At 63.0% G+C, this 13,448-nt stretch carries 15 protein-coding genes, 1 tRNA gene and 1 pseudogene; 11 read left to right on the forward strand and 6 right to left on the reverse strand.

Features of this window, described 5'->3' with window-relative positions:
• Nucleotides 1-84 precede the first annotated feature (84 nt).
• A tRNA-Gly gene (locus CP49_RS29975) sits at nt 85-159 on the reverse strand.
• 398 nt (nt 160-557) lie between these two features.
• Between CP49_RS29975 and trxA the strand changes: the two genes are divergently transcribed.
• Nucleotides 558-1,481, forward strand: a complete 924-nt coding sequence (gene trxA, locus CP49_RS29980; RefSeq protein ID WP_057853735.1) for a thioredoxin — start codon at nt 558-560, stop codon at nt 1,479-1,481.
• Nucleotides 1,482-1,557: 76 nt separating this feature from the next.
• Nucleotides 1,558-2,232: an LON peptidase substrate-binding domain-containing protein gene (locus tag CP49_RS29985; protein ID WP_057853736.1), complete on the forward strand. Its 675-nt coding sequence runs from the start codon at nt 1,558-1,560 to the stop codon at nt 2,230-2,232.
• Between the two features lie 4 nt (nt 2,233-2,236).
• Here the strand turns inward: CP49_RS29985 and CP49_RS29990 are convergent, their stop codons facing one another.
• Nucleotides 2,237-2,587 carry a hypothetical protein gene (locus tag CP49_RS29990; protein WP_057853737.1) on the reverse strand — a complete coding sequence of 117 codons (351 nt, stop codon included), beginning with the start codon at nt 2,585-2,587 and terminating at the stop codon, nt 2,237-2,239.
• Nucleotides 2,588-2,679: 92 nt separating this feature from the next.
• Between CP49_RS29990 and CP49_RS29995 the strand changes: the two genes are divergently transcribed.
• Both CP49_RS29995 and CP49_RS30000 read left to right on the forward strand, forming a co-directional pair.
• Nucleotides 2,680-3,216 carry a TetR/AcrR family transcriptional regulator gene (locus tag CP49_RS29995; RefSeq protein WP_057853738.1) on the forward strand — a complete coding sequence of 179 codons (537 nt, stop codon included), beginning with the start codon at nt 2,680-2,682 and terminating at the stop codon, nt 3,214-3,216.
• Nucleotides 3,217-3,267: 51 nt separating this feature from the next.
• A complete protein-coding gene (locus tag CP49_RS30000; protein WP_057853739.1) occupies nt 3,268-3,465 on the forward strand; it encodes a Trm112 family protein in 198 nt (65 codons plus the stop codon).
• Between the two features lie 65 nt (nt 3,466-3,530).
• On the opposite strand, the gene CP49_RS30005 is transcribed toward CP49_RS30000, so the two are convergent.
• On the reverse strand, nt 3,531-4,748 hold the full coding sequence (locus CP49_RS30005) for a ubiquinone biosynthesis hydroxylase (RefSeq protein WP_057853740.1): 1,218 nt from the start codon (nt 4,746-4,748) through the stop codon (nt 3,531-3,533).
• A 215-nt stretch (nt 4,749-4,963) separates the two neighbouring features.
• Here CP49_RS30005 and tesB point away from each other — a divergent pair, with 215 nt between their 5' ends.
• The gene (gene tesB / locus CP49_RS30010; RefSeq protein ID WP_057853741.1) at nt 4,964-5,824 is read left to right on the forward strand and encodes an acyl-CoA thioesterase II; all 861 of its coding nucleotides are present in this window, start codon (nt 4,964-4,966) and stop codon (nt 5,822-5,824) included.
• A 53-nt stretch (nt 5,825-5,877) separates the two neighbouring features.
• Here the strand turns inward: tesB and CP49_RS30015 are convergent, their stop codons facing one another.
• The gene (locus CP49_RS30015) at nt 5,878-6,765 is read right to left on the reverse strand and encodes a DUF4339 domain-containing protein (protein WP_057853742.1); all 888 of its coding nucleotides are present in this window, start codon (nt 6,763-6,765) and stop codon (nt 5,878-5,880) included.
• Between the two features lie 242 nt (nt 6,766-7,007).
• Here CP49_RS30015 and CP49_RS30020 point away from each other — a divergent pair, with 242 nt between their 5' ends.
• Both CP49_RS30020 and CP49_RS30025 read left to right on the forward strand, forming a co-directional pair.
• Entirely contained in the window at nt 7,008-7,346 is a 339-nt protein-coding gene (locus CP49_RS30020) for a P-II family nitrogen regulator (RefSeq protein ID WP_057853743.1), read from the forward strand.
• Between the two features lie 79 nt (nt 7,347-7,425).
• Nucleotides 7,426-8,733 (forward strand): ammonium transporter, encoded by a 1,308-nt coding sequence (locus CP49_RS30025; RefSeq protein WP_057853744.1) that lies wholly within the window; start codon nt 7,426-7,428, stop codon nt 8,731-8,733.
• A gap of 9 nt (nt 8,734-8,742) precedes the next feature.
• Here CP49_RS30025 and CP49_RS30030 read toward each other — a convergent pair whose 3' ends face one another.
• On the reverse strand, nt 8,743-9,171 hold the full coding sequence (locus tag CP49_RS30030) for a hypothetical protein (protein WP_057853745.1): 429 nt from the start codon (nt 9,169-9,171) through the stop codon (nt 8,743-8,745).
• A gap of 119 nt (nt 9,172-9,290) precedes the next feature.
• Between CP49_RS30030 and CP49_RS43595 the strand changes: the two are divergent.
• The 3 genes and pseudogenes from CP49_RS43595 to CP49_RS30040 all read left to right on the forward strand — a co-directional run.
• Nucleotides 9,291-9,491: pseudogene (locus tag CP49_RS43595) on the forward strand (ammonia channel protein); the annotation flags it as partial.
• A gap of 307 nt (nt 9,492-9,798) precedes the next feature.
• Entirely contained in the window at nt 9,799-10,137 is a 339-nt protein-coding gene (locus CP49_RS30035) for a P-II family nitrogen regulator (RefSeq protein ID WP_008142813.1), read from the forward strand.
• Nucleotides 10,138-10,175: 38 nt separating this feature from the next.
• Nucleotides 10,176-11,618: an ammonium transporter gene (locus tag CP49_RS30040; protein WP_057853746.1), complete on the forward strand. Its 1,443-nt coding sequence runs from the start codon at nt 10,176-10,178 to the stop codon at nt 11,616-11,618.
• A 196-nt stretch (nt 11,619-11,814) separates the two neighbouring features.
• On the opposite strand, the gene CP49_RS30045 is transcribed toward CP49_RS30040, so the two are convergent.
• A complete protein-coding gene (locus tag CP49_RS30045; protein ID WP_057853747.1) occupies nt 11,815-12,045 on the reverse strand; it encodes an AbrB/MazE/SpoVT family DNA-binding domain-containing protein in 231 nt (76 codons plus the stop codon).
• Nucleotides 12,046-12,218: 173 nt separating this feature from the next.
• Here CP49_RS30045 and CP49_RS30050 point away from each other — a divergent pair, with 173 nt between their 5' ends.
• Nucleotides 12,219-13,442, forward strand: a complete 1,224-nt coding sequence (locus tag CP49_RS30050; RefSeq protein WP_057853748.1) for an aminotransferase class I/II-fold pyridoxal phosphate-dependent enzyme — start codon at nt 12,219-12,221, stop codon at nt 13,440-13,442.
• Nucleotides 13,443-13,448: the final 6 nt, after the last annotated feature.

The raw sequence follows: 13,448 nt of genomic DNA on the forward strand, positions 1-13,448 counted from the left end.
ATCACATCGGGGGACCAAAAAACGACAAGGCCGCCAAAGTGGCGGCCTGTCATTGGATCTAGTGTTTTGCCATAGAAGAAAATCTGGAGCGGGCGAAGGGGCTCGAACCCTCGACCCCGACCTTGGCAAGGTCGTGCTCTACCACTGAGCTACACCCGCATCCGAGATGGCGGCGATCGCTCGCCGTCAACGGCAGACCTATGCCAAATGCGGACCGTGAATGCAACAGTCCGCGCACGGTCTGAACCATTTCCGGTTAGTCCGATTTCTTTGGCAAATGGGCTCGAATCCGTCCGAAACAACGCCAAAGCGGCATTTATCGGCTTTCGGGGCGACGACCGGGGAACCGGGGCCCCCCGGAAGGCGCGCAATAATTCGATTCGCGGCGGCGGCCCCCACGGTCAGCAAGCTAGCAGCGCCTCGAAGCCCAGACCGATTGATTTTTGCGTCCAAGCCGCCATCTAGCGAACGAGAACTTGGTTCCGGACCGTGCTAGAAACGGCCGGACCCGCAGTCGATATTCTGCGTTTCTTCTCGAAACATCAGGCGAGGACACCGTGACGATAGTTGAGCAGGGCGGCGGCCCGGCACCGCAGGCAGCACCCGATCTGATCAAGGAAACGACCACTCAGACCTTCGTGAAGGATGTCATCGAGGAATCGAAGCGCCAGCCGGTGCTGATCGACTTCTGGGCGGAGTGGTGCGGCCCCTGCCGGCAGCTCACGCCGGTGCTCGAAAAGGCGGTCCGCGCGGCCAAGGGCAAGGTCAAACTGGTCAAGATGAACATCGACCACCATCCGGCTATTCCCGGCCAGATGGGCATTCAGTCGATCCCGGCCGTGATCGCCTTCGTCAATGGCCAACCCGCCGACGGATTCATGGGCGCGGTGCCGGAGAGCCAGGTCAACGCGTTTATCGAAAAGCTCACCAAGGGCATGACGGCGCCGGGCGAGCCTAATATCGCGGAAATCCTGCAGGAGGCCGAGGCCGTGCTGGCGGAAGGCGATCCCGCCGCGGCAGCCCAGATCTATGCCGAAATATTGGGTTTCGATGCCACCAATATCGCGGCCCTGGCGGGGCTGGCGAAATGCTATGTGACGACCGGTGCCGTCGAACAGGCCAAGCAGACGTTAGCGATGGTGCCGGAATCGAAGCGCAACGATGCCGCCGTCAAGGCGGTGCAGGCCTCGATCGACCTCGCCGAGCAGGCCCAGGCGGTCGGTCCGGTTGCCGAGCTGGAACAAAAGGTCGCTGCAAACCCGCTCGACCATCAGGCGCGGTTCGACCTGGCGACCGCGCTCAACGCGCTGGGCAAGCGCTCGGAGGCAACCAACCAGTTGCTCGAGATCGTCAAGCGCGATCGCAAATGGAACGACGACGGCGCGCGCAAGCAACTGGTGCAGTTCTTCGAGGCATGGGGCGGCGCCGACGAAGCGACCGTCGAGGGACGAAAGCGGCTGTCGACGATTCTTTTCTCGTAGGGCGTATTCCACACCAGTGGGACATGGTTTTGTGAAGAGAACCCGCACCAAACCGACGAACTGACCGGGACTGCAAATGCCGATCAATGCCGAATACCGCGGACCCGGCGAGCTTCCCGAAATTATTCCGGTGTTTCCGTTGCCGGGCGCTCTCCTGCTGCCACGTGGCCAGATGCCGCTCAATATTTTCGAGCCGCGCTATCTGGCGATGGTGGACGACGCGCTGCGCGACGGCCATCGGCTGATCGGGATGATCCAGCCGGATATTTCCCACAGCAGGGACGAGGCAAGGCCCGAGCTGTTCCGGGTCGGCTGCGTCGGCCGCATCACGCAGCTCGCCGAATCCGGGGACGGTCGCTACATCCTCGAACTGACCGGCGTCGCCCGCTTCAAGGTGGTCGAGGAAATCACTACGCTGACTGCGTATCGGCAATGCAAGGTGGATTTCTTTCCCTACGCCGACGATTTCGTTGCGCGCAAGGGCGAAGAGGATGTGGACCGCGCGGCCTTGCTCGACGTTCTGACCGACTTTCTCAACGCCAACAATCTGAAGGTGGATTGGGAGGGCATCGAGAGCGCGCCGAACGAGGCGCTGGTCAACGCGCTGGCGATGATGTCGCCCTATGGTCCGGCGGAGAAGCAAGCGATGCTGGAAGCGCCTGACCTGAAAACCCGCGCGGAAATCCTGATCGCAGTGACCGAAATGGATCTCGCCAAGAAGGGCACCAGCGGCGACACCGGGCTGCAGTAGCGCTTCAATACCCAGCCATCGCTAGCACGACAACTGCGCCGAGCGCTTTCCAGCCGAAGCCGCGGCCGCGCGACCACCAAGCATTGGCGGCCGCCGCAAAGGCGTAGACCGCGACGATCGTCACAACGATCCAGTGCCGCGCGCTCTCCGATCCAAACGAAGGCGCGGCAATCAGCAGCACGCCGCCGCCGATCCAGGCCACCGTGCCCGCCTGCCACACCAAGCGGATCAGGGTCCGCAGGCTTTCCGGTTGGATGGTCGCTTTGGCAAACACCTTGGTTTCCCCCAGCACGCCGTGAATCAGGGCCACCGCTATTCCGGCGACGCCAGCGCATTGCAGAACGAGATCGCGCATCGAAACGCCTCCATACAGTGCTGTATGGTTATGCGCCGCATCCTGGCGCCTGTCAATACAGTAGTGTATGGTGGGACATTGCGGAACCGGGCATGAACGATCAATTATCGGCGAAGGACTGGCTCGATCAGGGCCTGAAGACACTGGCGAGCCGCGGCTTCACCGCGCTGAAGGCCGAGCCTTTGGCCAAGGCGATGGGGGTGTCACGCGGCAGCTTCTACTGGCATTTCGCCGATATCGGTGCGTTCCATGCCGCGATTCTCGCGCGCTGGCACGAAGTGGCCGCCGAGCAGATCATCGCCAATGTCGAGGCGGCTTCGAAAGACGAAAACCCGCTTGCGGTGCTGTTGCGCCGGGTGTTCAGCGAGCGGCTGGCGCTGGAGCAGGCGGTCCGTACCTGGGCGAGCGTCGATCCCCGTGCCCGCGCCGCCGTCCAAACCATCGACCGCCGCCGGTTGACCTATGTGGAGGGCCTGCTGGCGCAGGCGGGATTGCCGCCGGAACTGGCCCGCGCCCGCGCTCAAATTCTTTATTGGACATTTCTCGGCTTCGCACTCTCGGACCAGCCCTTGCCGAAGGCGCGCCAGCAGGCTGTGCTCGACGAGCTGGTGCGGATGGCCACGTCATGACAGCGTCCAGTCGACTGTGCTAATGGGACCGCGATAAGTCGGAGACCAGCCATGAATACCCCCCCTGAACGCCTCGATAGCACCGTCGATCCGAAGCTGCTCGAGATCCTGGTCTGTCCGGTGACCAAGGGCCCGCTCGAATTCGATTCGACCCGGCAGGAACTGATCTCCCGCTCCGCCAAGCTCGCCTATCCGATCCGCGACGGCATCCCGATCATGCTGCCGGAAGAGGCACGGAAGATCGAATAAGGGCGAATGGGGAGTGGCGAATAGCGAATGGCGAAAACTTCCATTCGCCATTCCCCATTCGCCTCCTACAACGCCTCGCCCTTCAACAGCCGCGGCACTTCGCCTGACAATCCCGCGGCTTGGCGGATGAACAGGCTCTTCAGCGGCGGCGCGCGATCGACGAGGCCAAGCCCGATGTCACGCACGGTACGCAGCAGCGTCGATTCATTCGAGAACAGGAAGTTCAGCGAATTGGTGGCCAAGCCCATCGCCATGGTGTCGAAGCGCCGCCAGCGCTGATAGCGGTCGAGCACATCGGCCTGCCCGGGATCGATGCCGAGCCGGGCCGCGTCGACCACGACTTCGGCCAGCGCTGCGACATCCCTCAGGCCCATGTTGAGGCCCTGTCCCGCGATCGGATGAATGACATGCGCGGCGTCGCCAACCAGCGCCAGCCGCTCGGCGATAAATGAGCGCGCGACGAAATAGCCGAGCGGAAACGCGCGCGGTTTGTCGAGCGCCTTGATCTCGCCGAGGTGCAGCCCGAAGCGCTTCTCGAGCTCATCGTGGAATTCGGCTTCGCCCAGCGCAGTGATGCGTGCGGCCTCGGTGCGGCTTTCGGTCCAAACGAGCGACGAGCGTTTGCCGGTCAGCGGCAGGATCGCGAACGGGCCTGCGGGGAGAAAATGCTCTTCGGCGCGGCCATGATGATCGCGTTCATGGCCGACGGTGACGACGATGCCGGATTGATCGTAATCCCAGCCGTGGGTGGCAATGCCGGCGCGCTCGCGCAGTTTTGAGCGCGCGCCGTCTGCGGCAATCAGCAGGCTTGCTTCGATGATCTGGCCATCGGCGAGCGTCACCGTGACGCCATCGGCACGCGAGTCGTAGGTCGAGACTGCCGTTGCCCGGAGATCGACGCCTTCGGCCTCGGCACGCGCAACCAGCGCATCGATCAGGCGGCGGTTTTCGACCATGTGGGCGAAGGGCTCGCCGGGCTCGACTTCCCCCGCAAAGGTCAGGAACACCGGACGGGTGGCATCCTCTAGCCTGGAATCGGTGACGACCATGTCGAGGATCGGCTGGGAGTCCGATACCTGATCCCAGACGCCGAGCGCCTCGAATAGCCGCCGGCAGGCCGCGACAATCGCGGTCGCCCGCGGATCGCGGCTCGGCCGCACCGCCATGGCCGGATCGGCCACGACCACGGGAATATCCGCGCCCAGCCCCTGGCGGAATGCCAGCGCCAGCGCCAGCCCGGCAAATGCGCCGCCGCAGATGACAATGCTTCGCTGTGTCGCCATGCGATCCTTACCCGGTTACGCCGTCACATTAGACCAGACTTGCTACCTGATATTAGCTGGGCGAAACAGGGCCGAGAAACAAGGTCGCTTCTAGATCGTCATTCCGGGGCGCGCGGCAGCGCGAACCCGGAATCCAGAGGTTTGGCACGAGATTCCTGGTTTGATGCTCCGCATCGCCCCGGAATGACGCAAGAATTCAACTGAAAGTACTTCGCATGTCCAAAGGCCTGATTGACCTGATTTCCATCCTCGATCTCGAACAGCTCGAGGTGAACCTGTTCCGAGGCAACAGCCCGAAGACGAGCTGGCAGCGGGTGTTCGGCGGCCAGGTGATTGGGCAGGCGATGGTCGCGGCATGCCGCACCGTCGAGGGCCGCCTGCCGCATTCGATCCATTGCTATTTCATCCTGCCCGGCGATCCGCAGATCCCGATCATCTACCAGGTCGAGCGCCTGCGCGACGGCAAGAGCTATTCGACCCGTCGCGTCACCGCGATCCAGCATGGCAATGCGATCTTCTCGATCATGGTGTCATTCCATGCTGAAGAGGAAGGCGCCTTCAACCACCAGGACAAGATGCCGGATGTGCCGCCGCCGGAAAAACTCACAGCGGAAGAAGTGTCGAAGCAGCCGATGTTCAAGGAGATGCCGGAATTCATCCGCCGCTATTACGAATCCGACCGGCCGATCGAACTGCGCCCGGTCGAGCTTGGCCGCTATTTCGGCCAGAAGATCGACGACGGGCGGATCCATGTCTGGATTCGTACCGCAGCCAAGCTGCCCGACGATCCCGCGCTGCACCTGTGCGCGCTGGCCTACGCGTCGGATTTCTCGCTGCTCGACGCCGTGATGGCGCGCTACGGCCGCACCCTGTTCGACAAGCGGATGATGCCGGCCAGCCTTGACCACGCGATGTGGTTTCACCGGCCGTTCCGCGCCGACGAATGGCTGCTTTACGCGCAGGACTCGCCGAGCGCGCAGGACGGCCGCGGGCTGACCCGCGGCCTGATCTTCAAGCCTGACGGCACGCTGGTGGCGTCGGTGGCCCAGGAAGGCTCGGTGCGCCAGCGCAAGTAAGGTGCCTCCCTCTCCCCTTATACAGGGAGAAGGAGCGCGTCGACGTCCAGGCCTTAAGCGTTTGCCAACGTGCCGCGCTCGGCCAGCGCGAACTGCGACGCGTACCATTGCGCGTACCAGCGCAGCATCCAGGGAATGGGAATGATGAAGATGCAGGCGATCACGAACACGAGGGTTCGCCATAACACTTCCAGTCCGGACGCAGTGAAGATGACTTCGCGATGCGTGCCGTCGATATTGCGGCAGATCCAGCGCATCCAGGCCGTGACCACCCAGGCCCAGCCGACAATGGTGATGAAGGACAGATACAGCAGCACTTGCCAGCCGACATAGCCCAACGCGCTGCCATTGAAGGCGATCGGAAGCGGCTGGCCGTTGGAGCTCAGATTCGCAGCGACCCAGCGAATGACCATCCAGGACAGCACGGCCTGAATCGGAATCGAGAGATATTGAAGGTAATAGAGGTCGGCCGAGCCCACATAGGTCAAAATGCCGATCGCAATGAAGACGTACCAGATGTCGAGGGGCTGGCCGTTGAAGGCGAGGTTCGGCCGGCCTGGCACGTAAATCCGGGAGACGATCCAGCGATAGAAATAGGTTGCAACCCAAGGAGCCGGGATCACCAGCAGCATGCCGATGATGAATAGAAGGGCCCACCCAAGCAGGGGCCAAAGGCCGACATCGATCGATAGCGCACCGCCGCCGTAACCTCCGGCTGCAACCGGGGGCGGACCGCCGGGCTGCGCGAAAGAGGGCGGGCCTGATCCGCCGGGGACCAGGCCAGGAATGTCACCGGCGCGCTGCCATCCGGACATTCCTTCGGTCCAGACCAGCGTATCCGCCCCGACCATGCCACGGGTGATGAGGTCGCGAAGCTGGGTCTCCGGATGAGGGCCCTGTTGCTGGCCGTTGGATGCATAAAACCACGATCGGTTCGACATTTTATTCTCTTTGAGCCGTGGAGGGGAGCCGGGGGGCGGCTGGAGGGTGAAACCGCATTTTGGCGGACGATACCGGCGCCTGTACAGTGATCGATGTCACCAAGCGGAAATGTTTTCCCCTTCTACCTGCAACTTTTTTATGCCATTTGCCCAGAAAGATGCCAGATTTGCATCGGCAGCGAGCCGCTGGGCGGCCCGGCTGCCGCGTGCTCAAAAAATACCCAGGGAAATGAAGGCTGATCATGAAACTCGTCGTCGCGATCATCAAACCTTTCAAGCTTGACGAGGTACGCCAGGCGCTGACGGCCATCGGCGTCCACGGCATGACGGTGACCGAGGTCAAGGGCTACGGCCGCCAGAAGGGCCACACCGAAATCTATCGCGGCGCCGAGTATGTCGTGAACTTCCTGCCCAAGCTCCGAATCGAAATCGCGGTCGCCTCCGACGTTGCCGACAAGGCGATCGAGGTCATTACCGCGAACGCGCGTACCGGGCAGATCGGTGACGGCAAGATCTTCGTCACGCCGATCGATCACGCCTTACGAATCCGCACCGGCGAGACCGATAGCGACGCGCTCTGAGACATCGCTTAATTCAAGGCGCGGCGGCAACGACGCTGAACGCGCGAAGCCAAGAAACGACAACAGGCCGGGGGATTCCATGGGGGCACCATCGTATCGTGCAGCGAGGAAAGCTGCGCTCATCACTCTTGCTGCGAGCTCGCTCACGACTCCGGCCGTGGCCGCCGAGACGTCCGCTATCAATGCCGCCGACACCGCGTGGATGATCGTCGCCACCGCGCTGGTCCTGATGATGACGATACCGGGCCTGGCGCTGTTCTACTCCGGCATGGTGCGCAAGAAGAACGTGCTGGCGACAATGGCGCAGAGCCTCGCCGCCGTGGCGATGATCTCGATTCTCTGGGTGGCATTCGGCTATTCGCTGGCATTCGTCGGCGACGGTCCCTGGATCGGCACGCTCGATCGCTGGTTTCTGATCGGAATGACGATGGAGAGCGTCAACCCGGCGGCAAAGACGATTCCGGAAGCGCTTTTCATGCTGTACCAGATGACGTTTGCGATCATCACGGTGGCGCTGGTGGCGGGTGCGGTGGCGGACCGGATGCGGTTCTCAGCCTACCTGCTGTTCTCCGTCGGCTGGTTCATGTTCGTCTATGTGCCGCTCGCGCACTGGGTATGGGGCGGCGGATTCCTTGCCACCATGGGCGTGCTGGATTTCGCCGGCGGCCTTGTCGTGCATCTTTCCGCCGGCGTCGGCGGACTGGTTGCCGCAATGGTGATCGGCCGGCGTCAAGGCTATGGCAGCGAGAACCTCGCGCCATTCGACCTGTCGCTTGCCGTGATCGGCACCGGATTGTTATGGGTCGGCTGGTTCGGCTTCAATGGCGGGTCGGCGCTGGCCGCGAACTCGCGCGCGGTCATGGCGATCACCGCGACGCATCTGGCCGCCTGCGCCGGCGCACTGACCTGGGCCGCGATCGAATGGGCGACGCGGCGCAAACCATCGGTGCTCGGCATGATATCAGGCGCGATCGCGGGTCTCGGCACCATCACGCCAGCCTCCGGATTCGTTGCGCCGTGGCACGGCGTCATCATCGGCGTCGTCGCGGGAACCCTCTGCTTCTGGGCGTGCACCTGGCTCAAGCAGCGTTTGAAGTATGACGACTCGCTCGACGTGTTCGGCGTCCACGGCATCGGTGGATTGACCGGCACACTGCTCGCCGGCGTGTTTGCGGTGAACGCGATCGGCGGCACCGCGGGGCTGATCGAGGGCAATGCGCAACAGGTCGTGATCCAGCTCTATGGGGTCGTCGCCACCCTGGTGTGGTCCGGCGGCGTTACCTTTGTGCTGCTCAAGCTGGTGGGCGTGTTCGCGCCGCTGCGGGTGTCAGTGCAGCAGGAGCTGGAAGGCCTCGATATCTCGCAGCACGGTGAAGCGCTGCAGTAGCAGCCGAACTTACACGGCCAGGATGAAGACGCCGGCAACCATGAGAGGCGGGACGACCGGCGCGTCACGGCGTGTGACAAAGCCAATGAGTGCGGTGATGAGCAAGCCCGCTGTGACCACGACAAGATAGCTTCCCATGGCAAACCAGGGCAGCAACGCTATCAGCGTCTTGGCGACGCCGGATGGAACACCGATCATCCGGTGGACCACTAAGAGGACGGCACCTCCGGCGATGATCCAGCCGCCGGATGCCAGGAGGGATCGGTCGCTCCATCCCACGGCTCGATCAAGGACGAGCATCGCGAGGCCGCCGAGCAGCAGTATGAGGTTGTTGCCGTTGGTTGCTCTGCCGGTACGCAGATTGTCGATCATCAGCGGCAGGATGGCCAGCAGGAACCCCGCTAGTTTGACGATGAGCGGAAGCATGTCGAAGTGCATGGACGCCACTTTCCGCCCAGCGATCTGATCTGCGGCGAGGGGCACTCGCGCCACTGGGCGCGTCGATGCTACCGGCGAACTCGTAAAGCAACCCTTGACTGGCTCGGCAGCTTCGCGGCGGCGGTACCGCTGGAATGCTCGAAGGCAACGCGTAGCAGGTCCTGATCCAACTTTATGGGGTCGCCGCCACGCTGGTGTGGTCAGCCGGCGTCACCTTTGTGCTGCTGAAACTGGTGGGCGTGTTCGCGCCGCTGCGGGTGTCGCTGCAGCAGGAACTGGAAGGCCTCGATATTTCGCAGCACGGCGAGGCGCTGCAATAGGCCACCCACTCCGTTACCGTTTCTTTGCCCTGCCGCTAAGCAGGATTGTGTCGCTAGGCAGCACCTGCTCACGATTTGAGCAGGCCTGACTACACTTTGGGCGCGACGGAATGGCGCGGGAAAGTGCAATCCCCGCAAAGGGCGAAAAGGGCCGCATTCATAATCTGTTAGGGAATGGCTTCGATCTGGCACGGCATTTGATTCTAAGGGTCCTGGCTGTGCCCGCGTAGCGAACACCTCCGCGTGGTGAACCTCAGTCGAGAACGCCCGGCCGCTCTGAACCGGGCCCAAGCGGGGACCAAGACCCATGAAAATTGTTATGGCGATCATCAAGCCATTCAAGCTCGAAGAAGTCCGCGACGCCCTGACCGCCATTGGCGTTCATGGTCTCACGGTGACGGAAGTCAAAGGTTATGGGCGTCAGAAAGGCCACACGGAAATCTATCGCGGTGCTGAGTATGCCGTGAGCTTCCTGCCCAAGATCAAGATCGAGGTCGCTGTCGCCTCCGACCAGGTCGACAAGACCATCGACGCCATCACATCCGCTGCCAAGACCGGACAGATCGGCGACGGCAAGATCTTCGTCATCAACCTCGACCATGCGGTTCGCATCCGCACCGGCGAGGCGGATGCCGCGGCCCTCTGATTTCGCGCTCAAACCTTACCACTCAGGAGTAGATTCAAATGACGTTCAAACGTCCCTATGGCGCGGGACTGGCGGCCCTCGCAGTCGGCCTGTTCGCCGCGACCGCTGCTTACGCCGAGCCAACCGTCAACAAGGGTGACAACGCCTGGATGCTGACGTCGACAGTGCTGGTGCTGTTGATGACGATCCCCGGCCTCGCTCTGTTCTACGGCGGTCTCGTCCGGTCCAAGAACATGCTCTCGGTGCTGATGCAGGTCTTCTACACCGTCTGCATCGTCGTCCTGCTCTGGGCGCTCTATGGCTACAGCCTCGCCTTCACCGGCGGTTCCGACTTCATTGGCGGCTTCTCCAAGGCCTTCCTGATGGGCGTGACCCTCGAGTCGAAAGCGGCGACCTTCAGTGTCGACGCCAACATCACGGAGCTCATCTACATCTGCTTCCAGATGACGTTCGCGGCGATCACCCCCGCCCTCATCGTCGGCGCCTTCGCCGAACGCATGAAGTTCGCGGCGGTGGCCTTGTTCGTCCCGCTCTGGGTCACGCTGATCTACCTCCCGATCGCGCATATGGTTTGGTACTGGCCCGGACCGGACCTGATCACGGACGCGGCCAAGGCGCTCGCTGCGGCGGCTGACGGTGCGGCGAAGACCGCGGCTCAGGCCAAGCTCGACGAGATCAATGCCGACGCCGGCTGGATCTTCAAGAAGGGCGCGATCGACTTCGCCGGCGGCACCGTGGTGCACATCAACGCCGGTATTGCCGGTCTCGTCGGTGCGCTCCTGATCGGCAAGCGCGTCGGTTACGGCAAGGAGCTGATGGCTCCCCACTCGCTGACCATGACCATGATCGGCGCTTCGCTGCTCTGGGTCGGCTGGTTCGGCTTCAACGCCGGATCGAACCTCGAAGCCTCCGGCGGCGCCGCGCTCGCCATGACCAACTCCTTCGTTGCAACTGCAGCGGCGGCGATGGCCTGGATGTTCGCGGAATGGATCGTCAAGGGCCATCCCTCGGTGCTCGGCGCATTGTCGGGCGCGGTGGCTGGCCTCGTGGCGGTGACCCCCGCGGCCGGCTATTCCGGTCCGATGGGGGCGATCGTGCTCGGTCTCGTGGTCGGCGTCGTCTGCCTGTTCTTCTGCACCGTGGTAAAGAACTCGCTCGGCTATGACGACTCGCTCGACGTGTTCGGCGTCCACTGCGTCGGCGGCATCGTCGGCGCGCTCGGCACCGGCATCCTGGTGAATCCGGCCCTCGGCGGTACCGGCGTCATGGATTACGCCGCAGGCAAGATCGCGGACTACGACTTCGTCGCCCAGATGACCTCTCAGTTCTGGGGCGTCTGCACCACGCTGGTGTGGTCGGGCATCGGTTCGGCGATCCTCTTCAAGGTCGTCGACGTCATCGTCGGCCTGCGCGTCAACGTCGAGACCGAGCGTGAAGGCCTCGACGTCACCGAGCACACGGAGCGCGCTTACAACATGTAGGTTCTCCCGGGGTGCGATCCCTCGAGGATCGCATCCATAACTCCGGTTCGGGGCACATACCCGGCAATGCCCTGACCGTTGAGGGGCTCCAGCGCAAGCTGGAGCCCCTTTCTTTTTCTGAAACGGATTTGCCGAACCCGGGCCGGGCCGGAACTAGGTACGTGCGTCGCTTTCCGGCGTGATCGAGCGTCACGGACTAATCCCCGCGCGTGATCGCCATGATTTCATCCGTGGAGGGACCGGGTCCCGATATGCCGACCAGCTTGGCAAGGCGACTGGGTTCCCTCGTCGCTTCGACTTTCTCGATCACGATGCTGCCGTCGGTGGCACGCCGGAACTCGACCTGGCTTCCCGGAGCGATCCCGAGGTGCTCGCGCACGGGCTTTGGAATCGTCACTTGGCCCTTACTTGTGACTGTCGTTGCCATGGCAGCCCTCTGCAGCGGTAATACCGACCTTAGATATGGTAATACCGCGCAAATTGTACCGGTCGGCCGATGGTTAATCGCGTCTTAACCTCGCCGTATCTATGGTGGTTTGATGTGTTTCCGGTCATCGGGTAAGTCCCCCGACCGCTATTGAAAGTGCTGGCGTTTCAGACATGGCAATGACTGCCTCTTCCGGCGTGGCGCAGGGCGCCGGCAGCGTATCTGCCGGTCAGGCCGAGCGCTCCCCTTTTGCCAGGACGGCCGAATTGCTGGCGCCGTACCAGCCGGCCAAGCCATTGATTACGCTGTCATTAGGCGAGCCGCAGCACCCGGTCCCCGGCTTTGTCGGGCCGGTCCTGGCGAAACACATTGGTGAGTTCGGCCGCTATCCCCTCGCCAGAGGGATCGAGCCGTTCCGGCGCGCCGCTGCAAGCTGGCTGACCACCCGGTTCGACCTGCCCCGGCCGGTCGATCCCGAAAGTGAAATCCTGGTGCTGAACGGCAGCCGCGAAGGGCTGTTCTTTGCCGCGATCACGGCCGCCCGTTATGTCGGCCCGCGCAAGGGCAAGCCCGCGATCCTGATGCCCAACCCGTTTTATCCGGCCTACGGCGCGGGCGCCCGCGCTGCCGGTTGCGAACTGATCTACCTGCCGACCACGCTCACCAACGGATTCTTGCCGGATCTCGATGCGCTCGACGAAGCGACGCTGGCCAGAACCGTGGCGATGTTCATTGCCTCGCCCGCCAATCCGCAAGGCGCCGTCGCCTCGCGCGGCTACTTCACGCGGCTGAAGAAACTCGCCGACCGCTATGGCTTCATGATCCTGAGCGACGAGTGCTATTCGGAAATCTACACCAGGCAGGCGCCGGGCAGCGCGCTCGAATGCGCCGGGCCCGACTTCACCAACGTCGTTGCTTTCCAGTCGCTGTCGAAGCGCTCGAACCTGCCCGGCATGCGCGTCGGCTTTGCTGCCGGCGACCGAAAGTTTCTCGCGGCCTTTCACGAATTGCGCAATGTCGCAGCACCCCAGGTGCCGGTGCCGCTGCAGCACGTCGCGGTCGCTGCCTATAGCGACGAGGCGCATGTCGAAGAAAACCGCAGGCTTTACCGCATCAAGTTCGATCTCGCCGACCAGATTCTCGGCAGCCGCTACGGCTATGTGCGGCCCGCCGGCGGCTTCTGCGTCTGGCTCGACGTATCCGAGCGCGGCGGCGACGAGGCGGCGGCGGTTAAACTCTATCGGGACGCGGGCGTCCGCGTGATCCCCGGAAGTTATCTGTCGCGGCCGCAGAACGACGGTTTCAATCCCGGCGCAGGCTACATCCGTCTCGCGCTGGTTTCAGACAGCGAATCAACAGCCGAGGCATTGCACCGGCTGGTCGAAATTCTGGATTAATCGCAG

Source organism: Bradyrhizobium valentinum, assembly GCF_001440405.1.
GTDB lineage: Bacteria > Pseudomonadota > Alphaproteobacteria > Rhizobiales > Xanthobacteraceae > Bradyrhizobium > Bradyrhizobium valentinum.

Bases quoted from the DNA above. Each gene is read 5' to 3' on its own strand.
- CP49_RS29985 (WP_057853736.1), top strand. From the start codon at position 1,558: ATGCCGATCAATGCCGAATACCGCGGACCCGGCGAGCTTCCCGAAATT.
- CP49_RS29990 (WP_057853737.1), bottom strand. From the start codon at position 2,587: ATGCGCGATCTCGTTCTGCAATGCGCTGGCGTCGCCGGAATAGCGGTG.
- CP49_RS29995 (WP_057853738.1), top strand. From the start codon at position 2,680: ATGAACGATCAATTATCGGCGAAGGACTGGCTCGATCAGGGCCTGAAG.
- CP49_RS30000 (WP_057853739.1), top strand. From the start codon at position 3,268: ATGAATACCCCCCCTGAACGCCTCGATAGCACCGTCGATCCGAAGCTG.
- CP49_RS30005 (WP_057853740.1), bottom strand. From the start codon at position 4,748: ATGGCGACACAGCGAAGCATTGTCATCTGCGGCGGCGCATTTGCCGGG.
- tesB (WP_057853741.1), top strand. From the start codon at position 4,964: ATGTCCAAAGGCCTGATTGACCTGATTTCCATCCTCGATCTCGAACAG.
- CP49_RS30015 (WP_057853742.1), bottom strand. From the start codon at position 6,765: ATGTCGAACCGATCGTGGTTTTATGCATCCAACGGCCAGCAACAGGGC.
- CP49_RS30020 (WP_057853743.1), top strand. From the start codon at position 7,008: ATGAAACTCGTCGTCGCGATCATCAAACCTTTCAAGCTTGACGAGGTA.
- CP49_RS30025 (WP_057853744.1), top strand. From the start codon at position 7,426: ATGGGGGCACCATCGTATCGTGCAGCGAGGAAAGCTGCGCTCATCACT.
- CP49_RS30030 (WP_057853745.1), bottom strand. From the start codon at position 9,171: ATGCACTTCGACATGCTTCCGCTCATCGTCAAACTAGCGGGGTTCCTG.
- CP49_RS30035 (WP_008142813.1), top strand. From the start codon at position 9,799: ATGAAAATTGTTATGGCGATCATCAAGCCATTCAAGCTCGAAGAAGTC.
- CP49_RS30040 (WP_057853746.1), top strand. From the start codon at position 10,176: ATGACGTTCAAACGTCCCTATGGCGCGGGACTGGCGGCCCTCGCAGTC.
- CP49_RS30045 (WP_057853747.1), bottom strand. From the start codon at position 12,045: ATGGCAACGACAGTCACAAGTAAGGGCCAAGTGACGATTCCAAAGCCC.
- CP49_RS30050 (WP_057853748.1), top strand. From the start codon at position 12,219: ATGGCAATGACTGCCTCTTCCGGCGTGGCGCAGGGCGCCGGCAGCGTA.